Raw genomic sequence first — 23,177 nt, forward strand, 5'->3', positions numbered from 1 at the left:
TCGATACATACCAGAGTTGACAGCCTTGATTGGAAAGAAATCCCCGCATCGGAAATTACCCAACGGGTCACCTCCAAGGTGCAGCCCGGATCTATTGTTTTGTTCCACAACGCGGCCAAGCACACGCCGGAGGCCCTGCCGGGAATTCTTGAATGCCTGATCGGGCAAGGCTATTCCATCATCCCCATTTCTCAACTAATTGTCAATGGAACCTGTAAACAGGATTACACCATTGATCACACCGGGCGGCAGAAAGCGATTGCATCCCCGGAAAAGTCCACAGGAAACGCCGCAGGAAGCACCACGCCATCTGCCACGAAAAGCACCGCCCCATCTGCCGCGAAAAGCACCGCCCCATCTGCCGCGAAAAGCACCGCCCCATCTGCCGCGAAAAGCACCGCCCCATCTGCTGGGGGAAATACCGCGCTGTCGACTGTGGAAATGGACTAAGGCAAAGCCGCAAGGCATTCTTTGTGCGGTATTGCCCTAGGAATCTCCGCAGCCTCGATAACTTAGAAAAGAGTTCCAAACGCCTTTGGCGTTTGGAACTCTTTTTGATATGATTTCTTTTCCCACGCTGTGTAAGCCAGTCAGAAAGCATTTTCCTTGCCGAACCGTCAGCATTTCCCCACAGACGGGACCTTATTCCAGCCCCAGAGGGATAATTTTGCAGTAATCCTCCACGCTGCCGCCTGCGGCAAAGCATTCCAGAATCTGTTTCCCCACCGGATGCAGCTCCGCCGTGTTGTAGACCTGCAGCTCCTTTGCAAAGAAGTCGGTCAAAATCTTCGCGCCGACCTCATAGCCCTCTTTGCCCAAAAGCTCCTGCAGTTCGGGGCGAAGGAACTTGGGCGGAATGTGCTGGCCATCCACCTTCATGTCCTTCAGGCAATAGCCCAAAATCGGGCAGAGCGCCGGAGTCAAACGGTCCATACGCATGTTCACGCCGCCGCGCCGGGCCAGATATTCCCGGGAAATCCACTCCGGTGCAAAGCCCACCTGATAGATACCAATATTTTGGTTGGGAATCAGCACGTAGCGGGTGGATGTACAGCTCAAAACCTGCTCCATCAGCAGATTTGCCTGCTTGACCCGCAGTCCCGTGGCAAAGGGCCAATAGGACCCCACACCCTCCGCCGCCAGCGGGGAATCGCCGCTGATGGAGGGGTTGTTGTATCCTCTCGGAGCCACCAGCCGCCACAGCCACGCCAGAGCCGGAGGCAGAATGTGCAGCAGTCCCACAATGCCGTAACTGGGGCGCTGCGCTGTGGACGGCGGCATCCGCACGCCAAAGCTCCGCACGTCCACTTCCACGGGCTGGGTGACGATATTATCCACCATCCGGCGGGGAATAATGACCCGGGGATTGGAGCAGGTTTTACCGGTGGAGTCCAGCGTGTGCTCCCAGAGGAGGCAGGTGGCGTCGGGCACGCCGTCCAGATTGAAGAAGATCAGCGGTTCCTTAGTATGGATGGTGATGCGCTCATACAGCGGGTCGCAGCCATATTCCGTGATACCGTCCACCCGAACAAACCAGCCGTCCTCTCCGTCCGCCACGGCCAGCTTGCCGTTGCCGGGCTGAAGATCGGGGTGGCAGATGGCCATGTCGTCCGTCACCGGCTGAATGGTGCAGGTATCGCTCATGCTGATATAGTGGTGTGTGCCGCTGATCGTGTTCACGCCCACCAGCACCCGTCCGTCAGACTCCCGGCGAACATCCTGCAACAGCTCGCTCTTTCCGCCGCCGGACGCCCCCTCGTGCATCATCACCATCTCGTTTTCATAGGGGGTAATGATGCGGGCTGCGGAGGCGTGAGCCGTGACCCAGCCCTCCTGCTCGCCGATGTCCAGCAGGACGCTGTAAACGCCCTTTTTGGCAGAGGGGCCGGGATAGAGGTTGTAAGAGAAAATCTCATGGAGGTCGTGGCTCCGATTGTGAACCACCACCTGCTTGCCGTTAAAAACGGTGTGCCGGAAGGGCGGCGCCACGTAAATGATGGCCCGGGGTGTGAACTTCTTCATCTCCCGGACGTTGACGAACGCCTGCAGCTGGGACATGGCAAAAGCGAAAAACGCCGCGTTTCGGGGGCATACCAGCGCCGCCTCATAACCGTGGTCATATCCACCGGCCTTGAAGGGCACCAGAATCAGCTCCTGCGTAGAAAGCCAGTGGAACGTCTCTTTTCGCACATCGTCGAAAGAATTCCCGTAAACGTCTTTGAATTTAGGCTTGTCCGTGGGCTGGTCGTCGGCGATCCGCATACAGTCCGGGTCCCGGCGGCGCATATAATCCTCTGTGTAATTCACCACGGCTCCGTTTTTACAGCGGACCACGTCCGCCTCGTGGACAGGCCGCCCCTCCACATCGTACACCACGTCGATCCGGTTGGTGTGCTCATTGCCGAAAATCAACTCATAGAGCGTCTCCTTGCTCTCCGGCACGATGACGCTGGGACTGCAGTCCACGATGGCGCTCAGCTCCTTCGGCAGGGCAAAGCGCTTCAATACTTCGTTCAGTTTTGGTCCCCTCGCTTTCCATTGATTGTATATAGAAACTTTTTCCGGTTGGAAATCCGATCTGTCTGAAATTGCAACCGATTAAATATAACATATTCTACAACGTTTTGCAAGAGTGGTACGTGCTTTTCCCCACCTTCTCAACTTTTTTTAACGGGCAAAAAACGGAGCGCCCCAGCAGGCACTCCGTTTATCGGCGTGTCATGACAGTGTTAACAAAAACCTCGTAAAAGCGCCGGCTTTTGAACTGGCAGCAAGAAGTTTTTATCCGAAAGTGCCGGCTCCATACGGTAATTAGCTTCTAGTGCCGTATTTCCCCCGCTGCGTCGTCGTGTCATTAAAAAACACTTGAAGCGCGGTATCTAACAGGCGGCTTTCCCATGTCTGCGCGGTGCAGTATTTTACCAACTCGGGGTTGTCTGTCACAATGCCGTTTACCTGACATTCCAAGTTCTTCTGAATCGTCTCTTTGGAGTTAGCGGTCCACCCATATACGTCCTTCCTTTGGAACTGCATGGTGGCAACCATCTCCCGCGTGATGGCAGTGGTTTCCACGCTGAACGCATCCACAAAATCCATGTCATATTGGCCGGAAAAAATCAGAGGTGTAATATAAACCGTTTCAATTTTCGGATTTACGGCTTTTACCTCCTTTAAAATGTCGAGATTTAACGAGCCGATGCTGCACTGGTCAAGCATCTCATTCTTTTCAATCAACTCGACAACCTGTTCCGCCAGATGCTTTTCGTGACCTGTCTGCTTCAGCTCGATCATGACTTGGATGTTACCCTTTGCCCGACGCAAAATATCGTCCAGCCTTGGAACGGGCTCGCCGGCAAATTCAGGGGAAAACCAGCTGCCGGCATCATAAGTTTGCACTTGGTCATACCCCACCTCCCAGACTTTTTTGCCGTTTCCTGTGGTGCGGTTAAAATCGCTGTCATGCAGTAAAACCAAAGTGCCATCCTTGAGCTGCTGCACATCAATTTCAACCATATCAATTCCCATTGCAATTGCGTTCTCCACTGCCGCCATTGTATTTTCAGGGGCAAACGCAGCGCCTCCGCGATGGGCAACGATTTCCGGTTTCGTATCAGTCTGATGGAGGTAACTTACGCCCAGCTCCGTTTCGCTAAAGATCAGCAGGACAATTGCGGTGCACAGGAGCGCTGTCCCGCGTTTTAGATAGCAGCCGAGGCCAGTTTTTACTTTTTTGCTGCCAGCGGGCCGCATATCTTCGCGATACTGATGAAACAGCGTGATCAGCACGGAAAAGAACCAAACGGTGGTCAGTGTCTCCATAATCAGCACAACCGCAGGCGCAGCGCGCTGAAAGTAAAGCGCAAAAGAAGCAACGGCATCTGCCGGAGATTCGATGAGCTTTACATAGAAAGCCAGCCCCAGAACAGCAACACCAAGCACTGCCATGGCTGCAGCACCAAATATCAAAAAAGCACCGAGCGCTCGAAAGACCGTGACTGCTTTTTTGTTCCTTAAGCGCTGCATCCCCTCTTTCCATGCCATTTTTATTGACTGATCGTAGAACAACGTATCGGGCAGGATCAGCAAGAACAAAAAACATACGAAATTTGCGGTCAGCGCAGCCAGTCCATAAATCAAAAGCAGCAGTGGATTTTGCGTAATAAAATCCATCACAAACTCCGGAATCCCCAGCCACCGCAAAATATAGGGCGAAAATGGCAGAATAGTCAACAGTTTGGTAAGGACGAAGCCAAAAAACAGCCATACATTTTCTACTTGCAGCAGCTTTTTGCACTGCAGTAAGGTGCGCTTTAATAAGGCTGCAATCGAAATTCGCTCCTGCTTCCAGCCAGATTCGCAATAGGTATATAATGCCACTGTCTCAAAAAACACTGAAAAGGTAATTAGGAGCATCATGCAGATGCAAAGGATAATCGTAAGTGGGTTCATGAACACAATATACAAATTCTCGGTCGATAAATAAGAGAGCCCCGCCGCTTTTAAGATCAGAGATAATAAGTCGCTGGTAACTGCATAAAGAATGGAATAGCTAAAGACTTTATACACAATGTCAAACAACAGCAGGGTTGACAAATTCTTAAGCGAAATATCTGCGGAGCGTTTTAGAAGCTGTTTCATATTCACCTCTACAATTTGAGAAACGCCGGGAACAAATACATTTGCGGTATCAGCCGTCGTCCTTTGATTTTCAGAACGTGAAAGCATGAGCCGCTACACCCTTCATAGTGTAGCGGCTCAATACAAAAATATTTATGAGATTCATGCCTTCAATACATTTTCTTCTCCCCACACTTAGCCTTGCAGATCAGCTGCGTCATGGTCCCCATCGGGCAGTACACGCACCAAGAGCGCGGTTTAAACAGGAGCATTGTAAAAAAGCCAAGAACGGTGGAGGTGAGCATGACGCTGTAAAAGCCAAAGGCAAACTGCGCAACCCACGGCGCAACTGCCGTCCCGTGATACGCCCAGTGCCAAGGCAGTTTAAAGGTCCACAGCAGTTTCACCACTTGACGCAGCTCCTGCGCTCCGTCAAACACCAGCCAAGTGCTCCAAAGCATTTGAAAGAACATGGTAAAGAAGAAAATCAAAAAGCCATAGCGAAACCACTTGTTTTTTAAAAATTGGGGTGGGTCCTTTTTGCGGGACAAGCCAAATCGCCCGCCCAGCAGCGCGAATAGCTGCCCCCGCCCGCAAAAGCGGTTGCAGTAAGCCTTGCTGCCGCCCGCAATGGCGATAATCAATGGAATAAAAAAGCACAGCAGGCCGATCCACGCAAACAGGATATTGAAAAAGCCGAGGATCAGATAGGTCAGAGAAACGATCCACAGATAGTCATACCAGTGTTTTTTCATTCGCTTACCTCCATCACTGTGATCACGGATGCGGGACACTCCCGCGCGCATCTGCCGCAGCCCACGCACCGCTCTTGATCCACCACGGCACAAACTCCCTTGACCACCCGAATGGCGGCATTGGGACACACCTTGACACAGCATCCGCAGGCAACGCAGTCCTGCCGGGCCACCTCCGCTTTTCTCCTGCGCGTTCCCGTTTTCTGCACAACAGCACCTCCAAGATTTTATAAAAGAAGTATACAGTAAATCTTTCGGAGCGTCCGTGACAATATCACGAATCAGATTCGGTGCAAGGCATATTGCCCGGCAGTTCGGGGCATTCCCGCTGTGCCGCAATCGGTATATTCACCGCCCCACCCTGACGCGGAACAGCTTTCGATCTATCCCTTTAGCGTTCGACACAGTCATCACCCTGCCGCGTGTATCAAGGTGAGCGCAGGTTCCCTTTTGACGCGAGCAAATAATAAAACTGGAATTTGGGAAATACAGTCTAAAAAAGGGCCCTCTCCTCAATAACGAAGAAAGGGCCCTTTGCCATTTTAATTCAAGTTTGCCAGAGAAAACATTGCTGCTGCATAAGCAGTAGGGAATCTCCTGTAAAAGCCCGCCCCGCACTTCCTCATGGCAGTTACACAGTGTTATCCCTTCGCGTCTTCCAATGTCAGATAATTGCCCGATTCCATATCCGCAGCCACATCGTTGCAAAGAATCGCCGTTCCCTCAACTTTACTGATATCCTCAACGACCTCAGCATCGGAAGGGTTGCTGTACGTTCCGTCCGAGCAAGTTAACCGAACATATTCCGTTTCGCCACCGCCGCCACTGCGCTGGAAAATCAGGTCGTGCGCGCCGCCTGTCATGGTATCGCTTATGATAATGGGTGTTCTGATAAGCGTAAACGTCTGAGATACCGCCATACCGGCATAGGGGATCAGCCACATTCCGGAATCGCCGCCGGTGCCGCTGGTGTAGGGTCCGATGACTACGGCAAAGATTTCATCCGTTCCATCGTCGTTTAAGTCAACATAATTATAGTAATATTTCGTATTTGCCCATTCCTCTTCAGGAATTTCATACTCTTCCACAATCGCCCGTGCCAGTTCCGGCAAAGGCTCTGTCTCTGCCATCACCTGTTTAACGCCCTGCGGAAGCCAGTCGTTTAACAAATTCTCCGTGTCTTTTGCGCTGGCGGATGCGCTGCCTTCCGGCTCAGAATATTCGGGGTTCGACTGTGCGCTCTCTGACGGGGAATTCGTGGCTCCGCAGCCGCCAAGCAGCAATGCGGTTAGAAACAGTGCCGTGATTTGAACTTGCTTTTTCATAAAAATATCCTTCTTTTCTTTAATTTTCAAGAATTTCATAGGTGCCGCCGTGTGCCACAGACAGCCCCAAGGATTTGCCAAACTTTTCCTCGATGCCAGCCTTTGCTTCGCGCGCCTGCTCCTCCGTACGATAGTTTCCAAGCACGACGCGATACTCGCCGGCGGCCGTTTTAACCTGCGTTGCACCTTCCCAGGAAAGCTGCTGTGTCAGATCAGCCAGTTCTTCGCCCAGCGGCATAGCCTCGCTGCGCAAAAAGTACGAGGTGGCGTTTTGGTCGGATTCTCCGTCGTAAAAGTCCACCACCAGCGTTCCCGGTGAATCGTTCTCCTCAACGGAAAACTCGCAGTCCCGGTTTAGTACCACCGTAATTCCCTGATCTCCAGCTGTTGTATAGGCATTCAGGTAAACGTCCGCCACGGCGTCAAGCGAGGAAAATGCCGTCAGCAGGGATTCGGTATCCATGCTCTCAATTCCGTGCAGCCGCAGGATCATACGAAAGGGCGCCGTCCTGCGCGTGACGGAATAGACGGGGACTTGCGAGTCTTTTCCACCCTTCGTGTGAAAACTGATTTCCACGCCAGTTGTAGTTGCTTTTGCGGTCACAAAGACATCGTCGGTGGCATGACCGCCCGAGCCGATTCGCAACACGCGAACCATCTGGCCTAAAATAGGCACCTCGGCAGCGGAAGCATAGAGCGGCGTTATATTTGCACAAATAAGCAGCAGCGTAAAAACAGCGGCAAAACCGGTGAGCCATTTCTTAACAATGCGCCGATGGGAACTACGTCGACAGGCTCTCGCCACAATCCATTCAAGATCATCCGGAATAGGGATTTCTTCGTATCTCCTTTTCCCGATATTTGTCATACGTTTACACTCCTTTTACGCAGAAAGCTGTGCTTTCAGTTTTTTTAAAACTCGATATAGTCTGGATTTAACGGTCGGTTCCGGCAAGTCCAGAATTTCTGCCATTTCACGGAAGGGACGATCCTCAAAATAATGAAGAATCACAAGAGATCGTTCACTCGGCTCCAACAGTTCCAGCGCCTCATATAAATCCAACGACGCCTCTACCGAAAGCGCAGCCTCATCCACCCGGATATCCTCCGGCAGTTCACCTTTGTTCGCTGGCTGATTGACCGCCTTTCGCAAATGGGTCAACGCTGCATTGATGACGATTCGGGTCATCCATGTATCAAAATAATCTGCCTGCTTCAACTGATGCAGAGAAGAAAGGCCCTTGTAAATTGCCTCGCTTACAATGTCCAGTGCATCCTGTGTGTTTTTCACATAGCAATACGCAATGCGGTAAAATTGGCCGCGTCCGGCCTGAACCCGCCGTGCATATTCAACTTGGCTGATCACCATATCGGGAACTCCTTTTCCGCAGAAAATCAAAGCGCTTTATCCATTAGACGCAGGCAATGATAAAAACGATGAAGTAATTTTGATTTTTAAAAACAACTTACAGCAGAGCAGCTGACCGGCCCGCAGATTAGGACAACGCATTCTGCAAGTTGAGGTTCTGGTTGATTTTAAAAGTCAAACTTGTTCGCCCCCCATTTTTGTCAAAACCCCTGACAAATACAAAAATACCGCACTTTCGCGCGGCGTTTTTACTGTGCAGCTTTTTATCAACTCATTTTGGCCCGAGAGGGGCCGTTCAAATTCCCGGCCTGACAGACCCAAAGCTGTTATCTTATTGTTATACCGCGCACACATCATGCAAAGGGATCAAGGAAGCGAAACAGGTTTCCTTCGATTTGGAGGATCTCGTCTATCGGTATTTTTGTGCCGTCGCACATTATCACGGCTCGCTCATAGCCGTCAATCTTTTTTACCGTTCCGGATGCCTCAATATAAGCGCCGCCGACTTTCTTTTTGTCCGGCATAAAGTATGTGATTGTGACTTCGGTTTCGTCTCCAATATGCCCCTGAAGAAACTGAAGTCTTTCGTCCAGAGCCGCCTTCGCGCTCTCGTCCAGTTCAATGTGCCGATCTGTCAGTCGAGCCATTTCCTCGACCGCCGCTTCATAGCCTGTCAGTGCGGCGAAGGGAGCGAACTGCGCCGCCCGGTCAAGCCGGGCCATTTGCGGGTGCGTGGCAGAGACATGGTGGGGCAGATCAATGATATCGTCGTATCGTTCGCTCATTTTTTGTGCCCTCCGATCTGTTCATTGCGCTCGATGGTCGTCGCTCCCTCCTGCAAATTCGTGCCCTTCAGAATGGAATTTTTTCCAAACTTCTCCTGTATAGCGAGCATAGCGCGCTGCATCCGTTTTTCACGCTCCAAAGCGGATACCTCCCGTTCACGTTTTTCCTTTTCAGCTTCGTAATTCGTGAATAAGTCGAGCTGTTCAACGTCGGGCTGCCGGTCAGCCTCGCCCTCCGGCACTACATGGTTTGCCGTGAGATAAACTCGCCGCGCCGTGAGTTTTGGGTCCACAACGCGGTCAAAAAGCTCCAAAACGCTGCCCACGATCTGCTTTGTGGAGGAGGTCTGCCAGCCGAGATTCGCCGTGCCGTGGGCGTGCTTGGGCGTCTCGCGCCCGTAGCGGTCCACAGATACCGGGCCGGTATAGGCTTTGCGCCGCGCCTCGTCGCTCAGATTCTCAATGTCATAGCCCACCGTCAGCACTATCTGATCGGTTACCAAACCCTTGCCCACCAGATTCAGCACCAGCAGTTCCGTCATCTCCCGCACGATTATCCTTGCCTTGTCAAAAGGATAGGGGGATTGCAGCACCTGACCGGAGCCTATGCTGTTTGATTCCGGCCTGTACGCTTTAACGTCGGCAATGGTGCAGGGCTCCCAGCCCCATGCGTGGTCAATAAGCAGCTCCGCGTTCACGCCGAAGATCTTATAAAGGCGTTCCTCGTCTCGGACAGAACAGCGCGCCACGTCGCCCATGGTGAGCATCCCGTTGGCCTCCAGCTTTTTGGCGTAGCCCTTGCCAACTCGCCAGAAATCCGTCAGCGGGCGGTGGCTCCAGAGTTGGCGGTGATAAGTCGCCTCGTCCAGTTCCGCAATGCGCACGCCGTTTTTATCAGGCACGATGCGCTTGGCCCCGATGTCCATGGCGATCTTGCAGAGATAGAGATTTGTCCCGATACCCGCCGTTGCCGTGATTCCGGTGGTCTTCAAAACGTCCTGTATGATAGTCATGGTGAGCTCTCGAGCGGTGCAGTGGTAGGCGTGCAGATAGTCGGTCACATCCATGAATACCTCGTCAATGGAATAGACATGGATGTCCTCGGGTGCGACGTAGTTCAAATAGATGTTATAAATTTCGGTACTGCGCTTCATATAGAGCGCCATTCTGGGCTTGGCGACGATATAGTCCAGCGCCAGCGAGGGATTGCATTTTACCTCTGTGTCGTCGCAGGATGCGCCGGTAAATATGCGTCCGGGCGCCCGGCTCTTACGCTGGGCGTTGACCTCTTTTACCTTCTGTACAACCTCAAAGAGCCGCGCCCGTCCCGGTACGCCGTATGCCTTCAGAGACGGCGAAACCGCCAGACAGATGGTTTTCTCCGTCCGGCTCATATCCGCTACCACAAGGTTTGTGGTCATGGGATCGAGCTGCCGCTCCATGCACTCCACGGAGGCATAAAACGATTTCAGATCAATCGCAACATAAACTCTCTGCCTTTCCTGTGCCATCCGTTCTTTCCCTCAATCGCTTCAGCAGCCCTTGGCAGCCTGCCTCAATATCGCGCCACGCCGCATCAAAATCGCCCGAGTACCACGGGTCCGCGATATCCCCCTGACGGCCTGCATACTCCAAAAGCAGATGCATCTTCTCGCCATAGTCTCCGCCGCAGATGCGCTGCATGTTGCGCAGATTTACCTGTTCCATACCGATCAGCAGGTCGTAATAATCGTAGTCGGCATTTTTGAGCTGCCGCGCCGTCTTTCCGGTACAGTCGATGCCGTGTTTGGTAAGCATCCGCCGCGCGGGGGGATACACCGGGTTGCCGATTTCCTCCGCACTGGTCGCCGCCGAGGATATCCGAAACTCGTCCGAGAGTCCCGCCTTTTTTATCATATCCTTCATGATAAACTCCGCCATCGGGCTGCGGCAGATGTTGCCGTGGCAAATGAATAGTATCTTTTTCATTGTTGTTCTCCGAATATTCCGTTTTTATGCTCTCAGTATAGCATGGATCCGTATCGCAGTCGAGCCGGTATTGCTTTGCCTTGGGCATGGGATCGTCCGGCTCGCAAGCACTGCCTCTGGTAGCGAGAGAGAAGACACGCCCATAGGTAAACGGTGTGCCCGTCGATGGCACAGAACTGCCCGCGCATCAGATGCAGAATATTGGGCAGAGATTCACCCGCCAGTATGCGGAGCATCTGCTGAGGGTATTCGCGGTCAGGGTGGTCGGCAATGGCCGTCGATACGCAAAAATTCCTCCAATCCAAAACTCGGACTTAGAGGGATATCGGCATGCTTCTCCCTGTCAAGACCTTGTTTGTGATTGGCGGGGTAAAACTTGTATTTCGTGAACGCGGTATTTATACAGTTGTGGAGAACACAGGAAAACGCCGAGTTACGATGTCCTGTGTAAAAGCGCATTGGATAGGCGAGCGAAGTAACTGCGCAGAGCCAATAACCATAGTAAATATGGTTATTGGCTCTGCGTTTTCTATGAGTAAACTTTGCTTATCGCGTGAAGCGCCTACATCTTCCACGCGCCGGTGCGCTGCTGAAGCTCCAGCATGTGGCGGTAGATACCATTCTGGGCCTCCAACTCTGCGGGCGCACCCTGCTGGGACACCACTCCACCGGAGAGAACGACAATTTTATCCGCCCCGGCAACCGTCCGCATCCTATGCGCGATAATCATCACCGTTTTGTTCTGGATAAGCTGAGACAGCGACTCCTGAATAAGTGTCTCGTTCTCCACGTCCAATGAAGCGGTGGCCTCGTCCAGCAGGATAATGGGTGCATTTTTCAGGAAAGCGCGGGCAATGGAAATGCGCTGGCGTTCACCGCCGGACAGCTCCGAACCATTCTCGCCGATGAGGGTGTGATAACCTTGGGGCAGCTTATCGGCAAACACATCACAGTGCGCCAACTTTGCCGCACGAATAACCTCTTCGTCGCTGGCGTCCTTGCGTCCGATGCGAATATTTTCCAGAATGGTATTATTAAACAGCGTCACATCCTGAAACACGATGGAATACAGCCCCATTAGCGTTTCTGGGTCGGTTTTTGCCACATTCATGCCTCCCACAGTAATTGTACCTCTGGTGGCATCCCAAAACCGGGCAGCCAGACGGGATACGGTGGTCTTGCCTCCGCCGGAAGGACCGATGAGCGCCGTGACCTCGCCCTGCCGGGCGGTAAACGTGACATCCTTCAGCACCTGCTCCGACTGGTTGTAGGCGAAGCCCACATGATCAAAGACAATGTCGCAGCCCTGATTGGTAAGCTGCTCCGCGCCCTCCTGTACGGGGTACTCCAAAATCTCATTCATACGCCCGCAGGGAATGTTCAGGGAGACGATGGCGCTTAAATTATCCAGTGTTGTGATCATGGGGTCGTAGATGCGGGAAACCACCAGCAAAAACATAAAGAAGGGCAGCACATCCAGCGTTCCGTTTGCCAGCAGTGTGCCGCCCATCAGCGCGGTGGAGGCAATGCCCAGTTTCAAGATCATGCGGGCGGAGCCGTTGAACACGGCGTTGCCCAGCTCTGTGGTAATGGTTTTCTTTTCTACATCTTTGATTTTTGCATCCAGCCCCACCAGATATTCATCCTCGGCATTGTTCGCTTTCAGATCCCGCACCGATTCCAAGCACTCCTGAATGCCGTCCGCAAAAACCATTTTTGCTTGCATCTGCTTTGCCTGCTTGCGATTCATCGCTTTGGCGGAAGTGAGGATGACGGCAAACGAGACGGGCAGCACCCACAGAGCAGCCAGCGCCATGCGCCAGTCGAAGAAAAACAGGCTGAGGGCGATGAGCAGAGTGGAAATCATAGAGCCGATTAACTCCGGTATCCAGTGGGAAGAGGCCGTTTCCAGCGTGGCGCAGTCGGCCATAATGGTGCTGGTCAGGTCGGCAAGGTCTTTCTTTCCGAAAAAGGACAGTGGGAGCTTGCGCAGCTTTTCTGCCAGCGTGATCCGCCGCACGCCACTTTCCTTGTAGGTTGCGAAGAAGGTGGCGTTGTACTGGAGATAAGTAGTAACCAAGATCAGTCCAAGGCAAATTACGATTCCAACCACATAAAAAGCAGTCCGGGTAGTGCCGGTTCCGCTCATCAAGTCGCTTACAAGGGAAACCAGCAGACCCACAGGAAACATCAACACCAGATAGGACAGCGTGCAGGAGACAAAGGCCCAAACCATGTCCTTTGCACCCTTTTGAGAGAGTGCGTATTTATGCTGCAAATATTTAAGCATTGAGAGCACCTACCTTCCATTTTGCAGCTTTGCCGTACTGCGTCCACATGGCGTTATAGATACCGCTTTGGGCGGTCAATTCCTCATGCGTTCCGCTTTCGGCAATCATGCCGTTATCAAGCACGTAGATGCGGTCGCAGCTCGTCACGGTGGATAGACGGTGGGCAATCATAATCACGGTTTTATCTTTGAATAGCTCCGTGAACGCCGATTGCACCTTTACCTCATTGTCCGGGTCGGCGAAGGCGGTTGCTTCGTCGAGAATAAGAATCGGCGAATTCTTCAGCATAACCCGCGCGATGGAGATGCGCTGCTGCTCGCCGCCGGAGAGATAGATGCCCTTTGTGCCCACCACCGTGTCGATGCCATGGGGGAGTTTTTCGATGATATCGCCGCACTGGGCCGCATGGAGCGCAGAGAGCACCTCCTCGCGGGAAGCCCCCGGCTTTGCCATGCGGACATTTTCGAGAATGGAGTTTTTGAAAAGTTTGGAATCCTGAAACACAAAGGAAACTGTGTTCATCAGCTCCTCTTTTGCCATGTCTTTCACATTCACGCCGCCGATTTTCACCTCTCCGTCCGTTGCATCCCAAAAGCGGGCCACCAGACTTGCCAGCGTCGTCTTACCCCCGCCGGACGGCCCCACAAGGGCAACGTGTTCGCCGGGCCTGATGGCAAGGGCAATGTGGGTGAGCGCGTTTGCCTTGGCGTCTTTATATTGGAAAGATACGTCTGCCAGCGTCACGGAGTTATCCGCCGGATGCTTCGGCGCGGAGGGTTCAGACAGCGGCTGCACCGCCATAATGGAGTTGATGCGTTCCAGCGCGTCCGCGACCACCATTGTATTCTCGCTGGAATACATGATTTTATTGAGGGTGACGGTAATAACCGGCGTAATAATGATGTAAAACAACAAATTCAAAAGGAAGTCGTTTGTGACCCCATTTTTGGTCACAATCAGCCCCACCGCAATCAGCACCGCAAACACCGCGTTGATGGCCGTGGTATAGATCGTCATGGGAAGACGCAGGTCTTTCGTATAAGAAACCACCCATTTTTCATATTCGTCGATGGAGCTTTTGAAGCGCTTGAAGGAAAACACCGACTGCCCGAAGGTCTTGACCACCGGGATGCCACGCACATACTCCACCGCCTCGTTGGACATGGTATCCAGAGAGTTTTGATATTCCTCCATCTTTTTCTTCATTTTTGCCCCGGTCATGCTTCCCATAATGGCAAACGCCAGCATGACGGGTATCAGGCTCAGTAACCCCAACCGCCAGTCGAAGACCAGCAAAAGCGCCAGCAAGCCCACCGGCGTTGCATACGCGCCCGCCATGTCCGGCAACTGGTGGGCAAGATAAGTTTCTGTGGCGGCGCTGGATTCGTTGACGATTTTTCTGAGCTTTCCGCTGCCGAAGTCGTCCATAAAGCCCATGGGCAGCTTGACGATGTGGTGCATTGCCTGAGAACGAATATTGGCCTGCACACGAAATGCCGCCAGATGAGAGCACACGAGCCCACACAGATAAACCACCATGGACGTCACCGCAAACAGCACCGCCATCCAACCGTTGCGGGCAAGCCCGGTCGCAGCGCCAAAGTTTGGAGCAACCGCCAACACCTCCCGGATGATACGCCAAATGTACACAAAGGGAGCCAGCGCCATCAGGGCGCTGACCACCGATAGTATCCATGAGCACATCGTCAGGTATTTGTACGCCCCGGCATAGCCAAAGAGCTTTTTTAGATCGGATTCTTTTTTCAAACCGAATCCCCTCCTTTTTAATTAGATGCAACTAACCATTTGCCCTGTAAGAAGGCATCTTTCGATGCCTAACAGGTTTGATTATAGCAAATGGGGCGGCTGTTTCCACTCCGTTGCGCATCGTTTGGCTCCGTTTGGTCGGGCACTTTTTCCTTGCCTGACGGTGTAGACGAACTTTGAAAGCTGCGGGCGTTTTTCCCCATCAACAAAAAGTAGTCTGAAAGTCCTGGTCCGCACGCTCCCCGCCTACGATGACAGCGCAGTAATCATACGCGTCATACTTGGCGTTGAAGGTCGCACCCTAAAAAAGCTGCCGATAAGTACGGAGACGGCGGTCAGCAATTCCTACACATTGCTGCTTCCGTCGCTATACTGATCGCCGCCCTGATACATACGGTCTGTTGTGCCGATCTGGCTCTCGCTTTGTTTTCCATCAATTTTAACATTCGTTTTGCAGCTGATGATTTCACTGCCGACCGCGCGTCCCGCGACTGTACCCGGGGTAACCGCGCCATTAATGGCACCGGGCACAGAGCAGTTTTCAACAGTAAAACGGTCCTCCATGCCATAGTAGTAAAGCCCGGTTCCCACAAGACCGCCCACATGGGTGGCACCATTGGCATTGACGGTGACATTCACCGTGCAATCGGTAATGCTGCAAGGCGGATCGATGGTTCCGTCTCCATCGTCACCCATACCTGCATACCCGCACAGGCCGCCGATGGCATGTCCATTGCCTGCATTGATCCTCACGGTCACGGTGTTGCCTGTAATACTGGGGGCACACTGAATACATCCGGCAATACCGCCAAGCCCCACCGGCTCATTCCCCGTGGCTGTGACCGTTCCATTTGCGGTGCAGTTGTCCACAGTGCCCATAAAGCTGCCGCCCACCACAAGGCCGCCGCACTCCGCAATATCACACTGAATGAGTCCGCCCGTAAAGTCGTTATCGCCAATGACGACGATATCGGCATTTTCTACGGTGCAGCCGTCCACCCTGCCCTGATTACCGCCAACAATGCCACCTACGCAGTTGATGCCGGTAATGGTATTATCGCCCTTCAGGGTGATGTCAGTGACCGTTCCCATACCGTAGCCCATCACGCCGCCGATAGCCATATTCGTTTCACTGCCGATCACCACGGCGTTTTCCATGGTCAGATTGGTCACGGTTCCTGTCATACAGCCGAAGAGGCCCGCTGCAATGCTGTCGTCAGCCGCCGTGCAGTTTAAATTGGAAATCGTATAGCCGCCGCCATCAAAGGTGCCGGAAAAGGCTGTGGAAAAATCCACTTCACCGGTTTCCGGATCGGTGGCGCTTAGCTTGACATCTCCAATAGACGTCCAATTCTCAATGCCGACAAGATCAATATCCGCCGTCAGCACATAGCTTGCTGTCAGTTCGTTGCGAACCCGTTCCAACTGCTCTGCGGTCGCAATCTGATAAGGGTCATCCGCTGTGCCGCTGCCGCCGACAAAGCCGACGGTTGTTTTTTGCGCACTGCACCCACTCAGCGCCAGCGCAAGAACCATTACTGCCGCAATCAGGGCAGCAGCGCCTCTTTTTTCCGTTTTCATTGATTTATTTCCTTTCTCATTCCTCATTCCGCCAGAGCCGCGCCCGGCGCCTTGCGGATTTTCACCCCAATTGCATCGGGGCTTCGTTGCAGACTGCGCTTTCACAGTTTTGATCTGCTTTTTGATTTAAACGGACAGGACGAAAGAGCGCCCGTTTTAATGCCCGCCCGCGCCGGCGTATAATGGCGCATCAACCGCTCTTCCGACCTGTTACGCCTCCAAGCCGGTATGCTTTTCCAATATTCCGCGCAGTGCAGATGCAGAGCTGGTGTGACACCGCTCGATAATGGTATTCGTCCCTTTGATTTCGCTCATCGCGCCCCGCACCATTTTGTGAGACATGGTACTTGTAAAAAAGATCAACAGATCCGGCTCGCCAAGTTTCTTCCGCAGTCCTCCGGCCGCCTTTGTGAACACCTTTACCTGACAGTCATATTCACCACAGAGCTCCCTATAACGGCGCTCCATACATTCGTTTCCTCCCAGAATGACAACACTCACCGCTTCACCTCCTCTCTTTAGTTAGATAACCTTAACCGCAACGCTAAAAAACAGTGCCTAATGGCACGATTTCATTACAGAAACTATTATATAAAAAAGCAGGAGCTTTCTCCGCTCCAAATGGGCGGAGAAAGCTCCAAACGGACATATTATGCAAGAAGATTTGTCATGCCGTGCAGGCTGACGCCAAGGGTCGAGGCATTGTGCAGCAGCGCGGAGGTCGCCGGCGGCAGCACTCCTGCCACACCCAGCGCAATCAGCACACCGTTGAAGGCGATGATAAAGCGGTAGTTGCCGCGGATGCGGGCCATCAGCGCATCGCTGAGTGCTTTGAGGGTCACAAGGGCAAACAGGTCGTCGGCGGAGATGGTGATATCGGCAATCTCCCGGGCGATGGCCGCTCCATCCGCAATGGCAATTCCGGCGTCGGCCTCAGAGAGGGCGGGAGAATCGTTAACGCCGTCGCCAATCATGATGACTTTTCGCCCGGCCTCGTGCTCGGCGCGGATAAATTCCGCTTTGTCCTCCGGCAGCACCTCGGCGTGATATTCGTCCACGCCGACGGCCTTGGCAACAACTTTTGCGGTGCGGTCATTGTCACCGGTCATCATCACAATTTTCTGAAGCCCCAGCCTCCGCAGACTGGTAATCACGGCGGAAGCCTCCTCCCGCAGAGGATCGTCAATGCAGATCACCGCAGCCAGTTCTCCGCCGATGGCCATGTAGAGATGGGAATACTCGTCGGGCAGACTGTCAAAGCGTATCCTCCCCTCATCGGGAATCCGGCAGCCCTCATCCTGAAAGACAAAGTGATAGCTGCCGATGATGACCTTTTCGTTTTCCACAAGGCTGGAAATACCATGTGCCACCACATATTCCACCTTGGAATGGCGTTCTTCGTGGTGCAGTCCCCTCTTTGTGGCCTCCTGCACCACGGCGTTGGCCATGGAGTGGGGGTAATGCTCCTCCAAACAAGCAGCTAAGCGCAGCATTTCGTTTTCGTCCCGGCCGCCAAAGGTGACAAGCTGGGCCACCTGTGGGGCAGCATGGGTCAACGTCCCCGTTTTGTCAAATACAATGGTGTCCGCCTCGGACACCGCCTCCAGAAAGCGGCCGCCCTTCACCGAAATGTGATAAAAACCCGACTCCCGCATGGCGGAGAGCACCGTAATGGGCATGGACAGCTTCAGGGCGCAGGAGAAATCCACCATCAGCACCGAGAGCGCTTTGGTGACATTGCGGGTCAGCAGATAGACCAACACGGTGCCGCCCAGACTGTATGGCACCAGCCGGTCGGCCAGATGGGAGGCCTTGTCCTCCGTCATGGACTTGAGCTTTTCCGATTCTTCAATCATTTTGACGATACGGTCATAGCGCCCGCTGCCGGAAACCTTATCCACGCAGACGACGCACTCGCCCTCCTCAATGGCGGTTCCGGCATAGACATAGCTTCCCACAGTCTTGCGCACCGGCATGGATTCGCCGGTCATAGATGCCTGATTAATCATGGCCTCGCCGGAGATGACTTTGCCGTCCAGAGGGATCATGTTGCCGGTTCGAATAACCACGCTGTCGCCAACACGAATCTGTGTAACGGGGACCATCACCTCCGTTCCGTCCACCTGCAGCCAGACCTTTTCCACATTCAGCGCCATACTGCGAGCCAAATCATCCACCGACTTTTTGTGGGTCCACTCTTCCAGAATGCCGCCCAGCTTCAGTAAAAACATGATGGAAGAAGCCGTTTCGTAATCGCCCCGCAGCATGGAGACGGTGATGGCGGTTGCATCCAGCACCGCTACCTCCAGTCTGCCGCGGAGCAAGGCGCGAATGCCCTTCCAAAGATAACCGCCGGATTTGAAAGCGGCCGCGGCGATGCGGACAGGCATCGGAATAAACAGCCGACTGACCGCGCGGCCGAGCACCGTAAAAACGATTTTGTCCTCATACGCGCGGTTCAGTTCCCGTCCGGTATGTTCGGGAGCAAAGACGGCGCTGCTTTCATAGGAAAAAGCGGACAGTGCATTGATGATCGCGGCTCTGCCGCAGAGATAGTGAATGACAGCGTCGCCTGTCCGGTCGTAGACCTGCACATCCGTTACGCCATCTACGGTTTTCATATAATATTCGAGCACATCGGCCTGCGCGAGCGTCATGCGCGTCTGCATCAGATGCACGCGCAATCTGCCTTTGGATTCATGGAGTATTTTGCATTTCATAGCTGCCTCCGTTATAAAGAAAAGCCGCCCTGCGGCGGCCTCTCCATGACTGTTTGGGGTTATTCTGCGGCGCTTTCCGCCGCAGCTGCTTGGCGGATTGCCCGATCCTCAATTATTTTGTCGTTTTCCTCGGCATATTTTTCGTTTATCGCCTTTGCATCGGCATAAATGTCGCAGCAGTCCTCCTTGATGTCCGTCACAATGCCCATGATGTGTTCCTTCTCCCGCAGCACGGTGGCGGCGGCAAAGGAATAGAGTTTCTTTGCGTCCCGGCTCCTGAGAATGCGGTATCCCAGCGTGCTCAGAAGAGCGCCGCCAGCCACCAGCTTCAGTTTGCACCAATCCATACGATCAGCCTCCTTTATTTCTTTTCGTAGCCTGCAATGATGGCAAGCAGAAAGCACAGCACGGTCAGCCATGCAAATGTTTTATGAATCTTCATGCGATCACCGTCCTGTTCTTAAATGTTTAAATGATACCAATCTTTTTGATTGGCTTCCGCTCCATTCGGACATTTTTCACGGTTTTTTCCGGCGCCCAATCCGCACGGGAAGCGCGCCTGTATTTGTCAGGGGTTTCCCCCATCACATCACGAAAGGCCTTGGCAAATTTGCTGCCGTTGTCGTAACCAAAGATTCCCGCAATTTCCATCACATTTTTATTCGTCTGCCGCAAGAGCACAGCGGCTTTCTGCATTTTGAACTGCCGGGCAAAGGTATAGACGGATTCCCCAAAGACACCCCTGAAGCAGGCTTTCAGAGTCGTCTGTGAAATACCGAACCGTTCCGCCAGCTCACTGACGGTGATATGCTTTTCCGTGTGCTGCGTCAGATATTCCTTCGCCGCCTTGACCGCCTCCACCTGTGCCGCAGGAAAGTACCTCGAATCGGATACGGCGTCGGCAGCAAGGTCTGTTCCACCCAGAAACAGCAGCAGTTCCATGACCTTGATTTTCAGATAGCCCTCCCGAATCTGTTCGGGAATGGAATACAGCTCCGAGAAAATGTGTTCGATGCCGGGCCGCGCACGAATGACGGTACACGCGTGATTTTGACAATAACGCTCCATCAGCTCCGAGGACTTCACCGGGGTATCCTCCAAAATACAACTCAGACACCGGGAGGCGGAGTCTGTGTCAAGGGCGACGGTGATACCGTGATAGTGGCTAAGTGGAAAATAGGTGTTATGAACGTTTCCAACCTTTCTGTGGATAGTCAAATCACCGGGCGTCATGTAAATATATTCGCCGCAAACCTCACACTCCATGCGGCCCTCGCGGCAGTGGTCGATTTCCAGCAGTCCATCCAGCGGCAGTACATCAGTGCCGCAGACCGGTCTATGTACATCGTTATAAATGACATCTACGCCGGGAAACACCTGATAACTTGTCATCACGGCCTCGCCCGTTTCATCGGCAAGCCGGTAAACCGTGCAGCCCTTCTCGCGGCGAACAATTTCTACGCCGGGTCCGTATATTTGCTTTTCGCGTTCCGTTGCGCTCACGGCATCCCCTCCTCCTGCATCGCTTTCTTCCGTCTATATGTGACCAAACAGTCCTTTCTTCTCATAAGGCTCTGTCTTGACGCAGGTAAGCGTATAGCCGGTCTTGCCGATTACTTCTTTCAATGCCGCCTCGTCAATAACCGTCTCGGTCAGAATGACCGTTTCTCCCTTGCTGCGGGAGGAGGATACCTTTTTGACCGGAAACGCCCGCCGAATGGCGTCGTTTACATGGGACTCACACATGCCGCAGGCCATCCCGTCAATTTTTAGAATCATGCGGTTCATTTTTCCTGTCTCCTCTCTCTTTCACTGCACTTTGATTGGCATAGCGGAGCCGCGTACCAGCTAGGACGTGCCACATCAAAGTTTCGCAGAAAGTATATTCCAGACATGATTCCTCATTTTCTGCCGCAGATGATACCCATCTGCCCCAAAATCAACGGCGTGTTCAGAAGTACCGGTGCATAGTCCGGGCGGCGCATATCCAAAAAATGAACCTCTGCGGTGTAAGGCTCCAATGCCTTGACAAATTTATGAATATCCCCGTAATGACTCTTTGCGAAAAATATATCCTCAAAAACAAAATATCCGCCGGGTTTTACTACACGCAGCGCCTCCCGTACCAGCGCAAACTTGTCCGGCTGGCTCATGACCTCGTGGAACACAAAATTGCTGATGGCCGCGTCAAAGGTCCCATCTGAAAAATCAAGTTTTGCGGCATCTCCCTTTTGAAAGGTGATCCGCTCCGCGACGCCCTCGATCTTGGCATTGCTCTCGCAGAGAGTTTTGCTGTAATCCCAGCCTGCACCCCAATAGTCCATGCCGGTGACAACCACATCGGGAAATTTCTTCGCGGCTTTGATACTCATCGCTCCGCTGCCGCAGCCGATGTCCAGCAGCTTTCCCTTGCCGTCCCAGCCCAGCGCCTCCAATTGGGACAGCACGCCGTCCAGAACTTTGCCCTGAACGCCGCCGCCATGATAGGAAAGGATTCCCCGGGCAATGAACATGTAGAGGGTAACCACGCAGGCGATAACCGCCAGCACAATCAGCACCAGACCAAGCCATGTCGTTTGCTTGGTCAGGCTGAAAACGGTGACCGAGCCCGCCGCGAGCAGGACGGTTGCTATGCCTCCCGTAATGGGTATCCATTTGGAAACCCAGTTGGAATACTCCGGTTTTAACTGCGTCTGCGATAATTGTTTCATCCTCTTGCCTCCATAGCGTAAAGCTCTATTTTTTCGATGGTGGAAATGAAATACAGTGGTTTGCACTCCGCTTGTATGCGCAATAGCCGGATCCGAGGCGCGACTCCATCCACCTATATTCTTGCGGATTAGCATAAACTAACCAGACGGAAAAACAATTGGTTAGTAATATCTAACCGTCTTTTAGTTTAACTACCCTAACCAAAAATGTCAAGGCTTATTTTTCCATTTTCTTTGCTGCTTGAAAATTTGGTTAGAGTATGTTAACCTGTACCTATTAAAGACTGAAAGTTGGTGCAGCTTGCCATGACGATACACAGAGCCTCTGAAGACTATCTGGAAGCCATGCTGATGATGCAGGAGAAGCACGGCTATATCCGTTCTCTTGATGTGGCGGAACAGTTGGGCGTGACCAAGCCCTCCGTCAGCTATGCCACGAAACGCCTGCGGGAGGGCGGCTATATTACCATGAACAGCGACAGCCACATCACCCTCACCGAGACCGGCATGGAAATCGCCCAGCGAATGTACACCCGGCATAAGTTGTTGACCGAGTATCTGATTTGTCTTGGCGTAGACGAGGAAACCGCACGGAAGGACGCCTGCAAAATTGAGCACGACATCAGCGAAAAGACCTTCGAAGCACTCTGCAAACACGTAGGAAGATAAGCTGCGTGGTAAATTGGCCACACTTGCCCTGCTTGCCATTTGCGTGTTTTCCGGGGCTTGCACTAAAGTGCAAGTCGGAGAAAGAGGCAAAAACACCGCTCAGCCTAGAGATTCTGCCCTGTTTAAAAGTGAATCTCACATCGTGATTATTGTGGGTCGGACGAAGGACCGAAAGCTACTAGTCTGCCATTGCTCCTGCGGGCAGAATAAGGGACAGAGCCGCGGCTCTGTCCCTTTGTGCTGAATTCAGTTGAGCGGCAACCGGAAGGAATGCTTTCCTGACCTCCCTTATTTGAGCAACATGCTCGTTGCACTAAGGGACCAGAGAAACGCTTCCATCCGTATCCCATACCCGCACCAGAATTTTGTCGTAGGGCGGCGTAAGCATCGCCTCCAGACGAGAATAGGCGTAGGGCTGAAGACCGATGCCTGTGGATACCCGCTCTGCGTTGCTGACCAGCATATAGCGTCGGTAAATAGGGAGAAACAGAATCTGTTCATAAGACAGCAGATATGCGGATTCGCCGCTGTTGCCGTGGCCCAGAAGAAGCAGAAAGGGTGCATATTGTCGCGTTTCCATCAAAGAGAATCCTTGAAAATCGGCCCCTGTTTGCTTCTC

Annotated in this window: 22 protein-coding genes; 2 read left to right on the forward strand and 20 right to left on the reverse strand. The window is 53.0% G+C overall.

All coding sequences use genetic code 11. The annotated features are described in order from the left end of the window. Nucleotides 1-99 precede the first annotated feature (99 nt). A complete protein-coding gene (locus ON16_RS16020) occupies nucleotides 100-450 on the forward strand; it encodes a hypothetical protein (protein ID WP_193372959.1) in 351 nt (116 codons plus the stop codon). A 192-nt stretch (nucleotides 451-642) separates the two neighbouring features. On the opposite strand, the gene ON16_RS11590 is transcribed toward ON16_RS16020, so the two are convergent. From ON16_RS11590 to ON16_RS11680, 19 genes are all read right to left on the reverse strand, one after another. Continuing rightward, nucleotides 643-2,505 (reverse strand): DUF4914 family protein, encoded by a 1,863-nt coding sequence (locus tag ON16_RS11590; protein WP_243441826.1) that lies wholly within the window; start codon nucleotides 2,503-2,505, stop codon nucleotides 643-645. A 306-nt stretch (nucleotides 2,506-2,811) separates the two neighbouring features. Continuing rightward, nucleotides 2,812-4,725 (reverse strand): glycerophosphodiester phosphodiesterase family protein, encoded by a 1,914-nt coding sequence (locus ON16_RS11595; RefSeq protein WP_243441827.1) that lies wholly within the window; start codon nucleotides 4,723-4,725, stop codon nucleotides 2,812-2,814. Nucleotides 4,726-4,787: 62 nt separating this feature from the next. Continuing rightward, entirely contained in the window at nucleotides 4,788-5,372 is a 585-nt protein-coding gene (locus ON16_RS11600) for a 4Fe-4S binding protein (protein ID WP_040662592.1), read from the reverse strand. After that, nucleotides 5,369-5,581 carry a 4Fe-4S binding protein gene (locus tag ON16_RS11605; RefSeq protein WP_040662594.1) on the reverse strand — a complete coding sequence of 71 codons (213 nt, stop codon included), beginning with the start codon at nucleotides 5,579-5,581 and terminating at the stop codon, nucleotides 5,369-5,371. Before ON16_RS11605 ends, ON16_RS11600 begins: the two co-directional genes overlap by 4 nt. A gap of 432 nt (nucleotides 5,582-6,013) precedes the next feature. Continuing rightward, nucleotides 6,014-6,736, reverse strand: a complete 723-nt coding sequence (locus ON16_RS11610; RefSeq protein WP_051131723.1) for a hypothetical protein — start codon at nucleotides 6,734-6,736, stop codon at nucleotides 6,014-6,016. Then, on the reverse strand, nucleotides 6,717-7,565 hold the full coding sequence (locus ON16_RS11615; protein ID WP_040662596.1) for a DUF4179 domain-containing protein: 849 nt from the start codon (nucleotides 7,563-7,565) through the stop codon (nucleotides 6,717-6,719). Before ON16_RS11615 ends, ON16_RS11610 begins: the two co-directional genes overlap by 20 nt. Before the next feature lie 15 nt (nucleotides 7,566-7,580). Beyond that, nucleotides 7,581-8,066, reverse strand: a complete 486-nt coding sequence (locus ON16_RS11620) for a sigma-70 family RNA polymerase sigma factor (protein WP_040662597.1) — start codon at nucleotides 8,064-8,066, stop codon at nucleotides 7,581-7,583. 353 nt (nucleotides 8,067-8,419) lie between these two features. Further along, complete coding sequence (locus ON16_RS11625) at nucleotides 8,420-8,851, reverse strand: YolD-like family protein (protein ID WP_040662599.1); 432 nt, start codon at nucleotides 8,849-8,851, stop codon at nucleotides 8,420-8,422. Then, a complete protein-coding gene (locus ON16_RS11630) occupies nucleotides 8,848-10,362 on the reverse strand; it encodes a Y-family DNA polymerase (protein WP_040662601.1) in 1,515 nt (504 codons plus the stop codon). Before ON16_RS11630 ends, ON16_RS11625 begins: the two co-directional genes overlap by 4 nt. Then, complete coding sequence (locus ON16_RS11635; RefSeq protein WP_040662602.1) at nucleotides 10,325-10,819, reverse strand: low molecular weight protein-tyrosine-phosphatase; 495 nt, start codon at nucleotides 10,817-10,819, stop codon at nucleotides 10,325-10,327. The genes ON16_RS11630 and ON16_RS11635 overlap by 38 nt, the downstream gene beginning before the upstream one ends. 562 nt (nucleotides 10,820-11,381) lie before the next feature. After that, nucleotides 11,382-13,109: an ABC transporter ATP-binding protein gene (locus ON16_RS11640; protein WP_040662604.1), complete on the reverse strand. Its 1,728-nt coding sequence runs from the start codon at nucleotides 13,107-13,109 to the stop codon at nucleotides 11,382-11,384. Next, nucleotides 13,102-14,877: an ABC transporter ATP-binding protein gene (locus tag ON16_RS11645; RefSeq protein WP_040662606.1), complete on the reverse strand. Its 1,776-nt coding sequence runs from the start codon at nucleotides 14,875-14,877 to the stop codon at nucleotides 13,102-13,104. Before ON16_RS11645 ends, ON16_RS11640 begins: the two co-directional genes overlap by 8 nt. A gap of 345 nt (nucleotides 14,878-15,222) precedes the next feature. Beyond that, complete coding sequence (locus ON16_RS11650; protein WP_040662608.1) at nucleotides 15,223-16,458, reverse strand: GLUG motif-containing protein; 1,236 nt, start codon at nucleotides 16,456-16,458, stop codon at nucleotides 15,223-15,225. A 210-nt stretch (nucleotides 16,459-16,668) separates the two neighbouring features. Then, nucleotides 16,669-16,959, reverse strand: a complete 291-nt coding sequence (locus ON16_RS11655; RefSeq protein ID WP_040662610.1) for a DUF2325 domain-containing protein — start codon at nucleotides 16,957-16,959, stop codon at nucleotides 16,669-16,671. A gap of 149 nt (nucleotides 16,960-17,108) precedes the next feature. Then, a complete protein-coding gene (locus ON16_RS11660) occupies nucleotides 17,109-19,178 on the reverse strand; it encodes a heavy metal translocating P-type ATPase (RefSeq protein ID WP_040662612.1) in 2,070 nt (689 codons plus the stop codon). A 59-nt stretch (nucleotides 19,179-19,237) separates the two neighbouring features. Then, nucleotides 19,238-19,525, reverse strand: coding sequence for a DUF6110 family protein (locus ON16_RS11665; RefSeq protein ID WP_040662613.1), 288 nt, complete (start codon nucleotides 19,523-19,525; stop codon nucleotides 19,238-19,240). Nucleotides 19,526-19,646: 121 nt separating this feature from the next. After that, the gene (locus ON16_RS11670; protein ID WP_051131724.1) at nucleotides 19,647-20,681 is read right to left on the reverse strand and encodes a helix-turn-helix domain-containing protein; all 1,035 of its coding nucleotides are present in this window, start codon (nucleotides 20,679-20,681) and stop codon (nucleotides 19,647-19,649) included. 33 nt (nucleotides 20,682-20,714) lie between these two features. Further along, entirely contained in the window at nucleotides 20,715-20,966 is a 252-nt protein-coding gene (locus ON16_RS11675) for a heavy-metal-associated domain-containing protein (RefSeq protein WP_040662615.1), read from the reverse strand. Between the two features lie 113 nt (nucleotides 20,967-21,079). Next, a complete protein-coding gene (locus ON16_RS11680; RefSeq protein ID WP_040662618.1) occupies nucleotides 21,080-21,889 on the reverse strand; it encodes a class I SAM-dependent methyltransferase in 810 nt (269 codons plus the stop codon). A 306-nt stretch (nucleotides 21,890-22,195) separates the two neighbouring features. Here ON16_RS11680 and ON16_RS11685 point away from each other — a divergent pair, with 306 nt between their 5' ends. Continuing rightward, complete coding sequence (locus tag ON16_RS11685) at nucleotides 22,196-22,558, forward strand: metal-dependent transcriptional regulator (protein WP_040663033.1); 363 nt, start codon at nucleotides 22,196-22,198, stop codon at nucleotides 22,556-22,558. Nucleotides 22,559-22,871: 313 nt separating this feature from the next. Here the strand turns inward: ON16_RS11685 and ON16_RS15635 are convergent, their stop codons facing one another. Further along, complete coding sequence (locus tag ON16_RS15635; RefSeq protein ID WP_144032111.1) at nucleotides 22,872-23,138, reverse strand: hypothetical protein; 267 nt, start codon at nucleotides 23,136-23,138, stop codon at nucleotides 22,872-22,874. Nucleotides 23,139-23,177 lie beyond the last annotated feature (39 nt).

It is taken from the genome of Oscillibacter ruminantium GH1 (assembly GCF_000307265.1).
In the GTDB taxonomy this organism is placed as follows: domain Bacteria; phylum Bacillota; class Clostridia; order Oscillospirales; family Oscillospiraceae; genus Oscillibacter; species Oscillibacter ruminantium.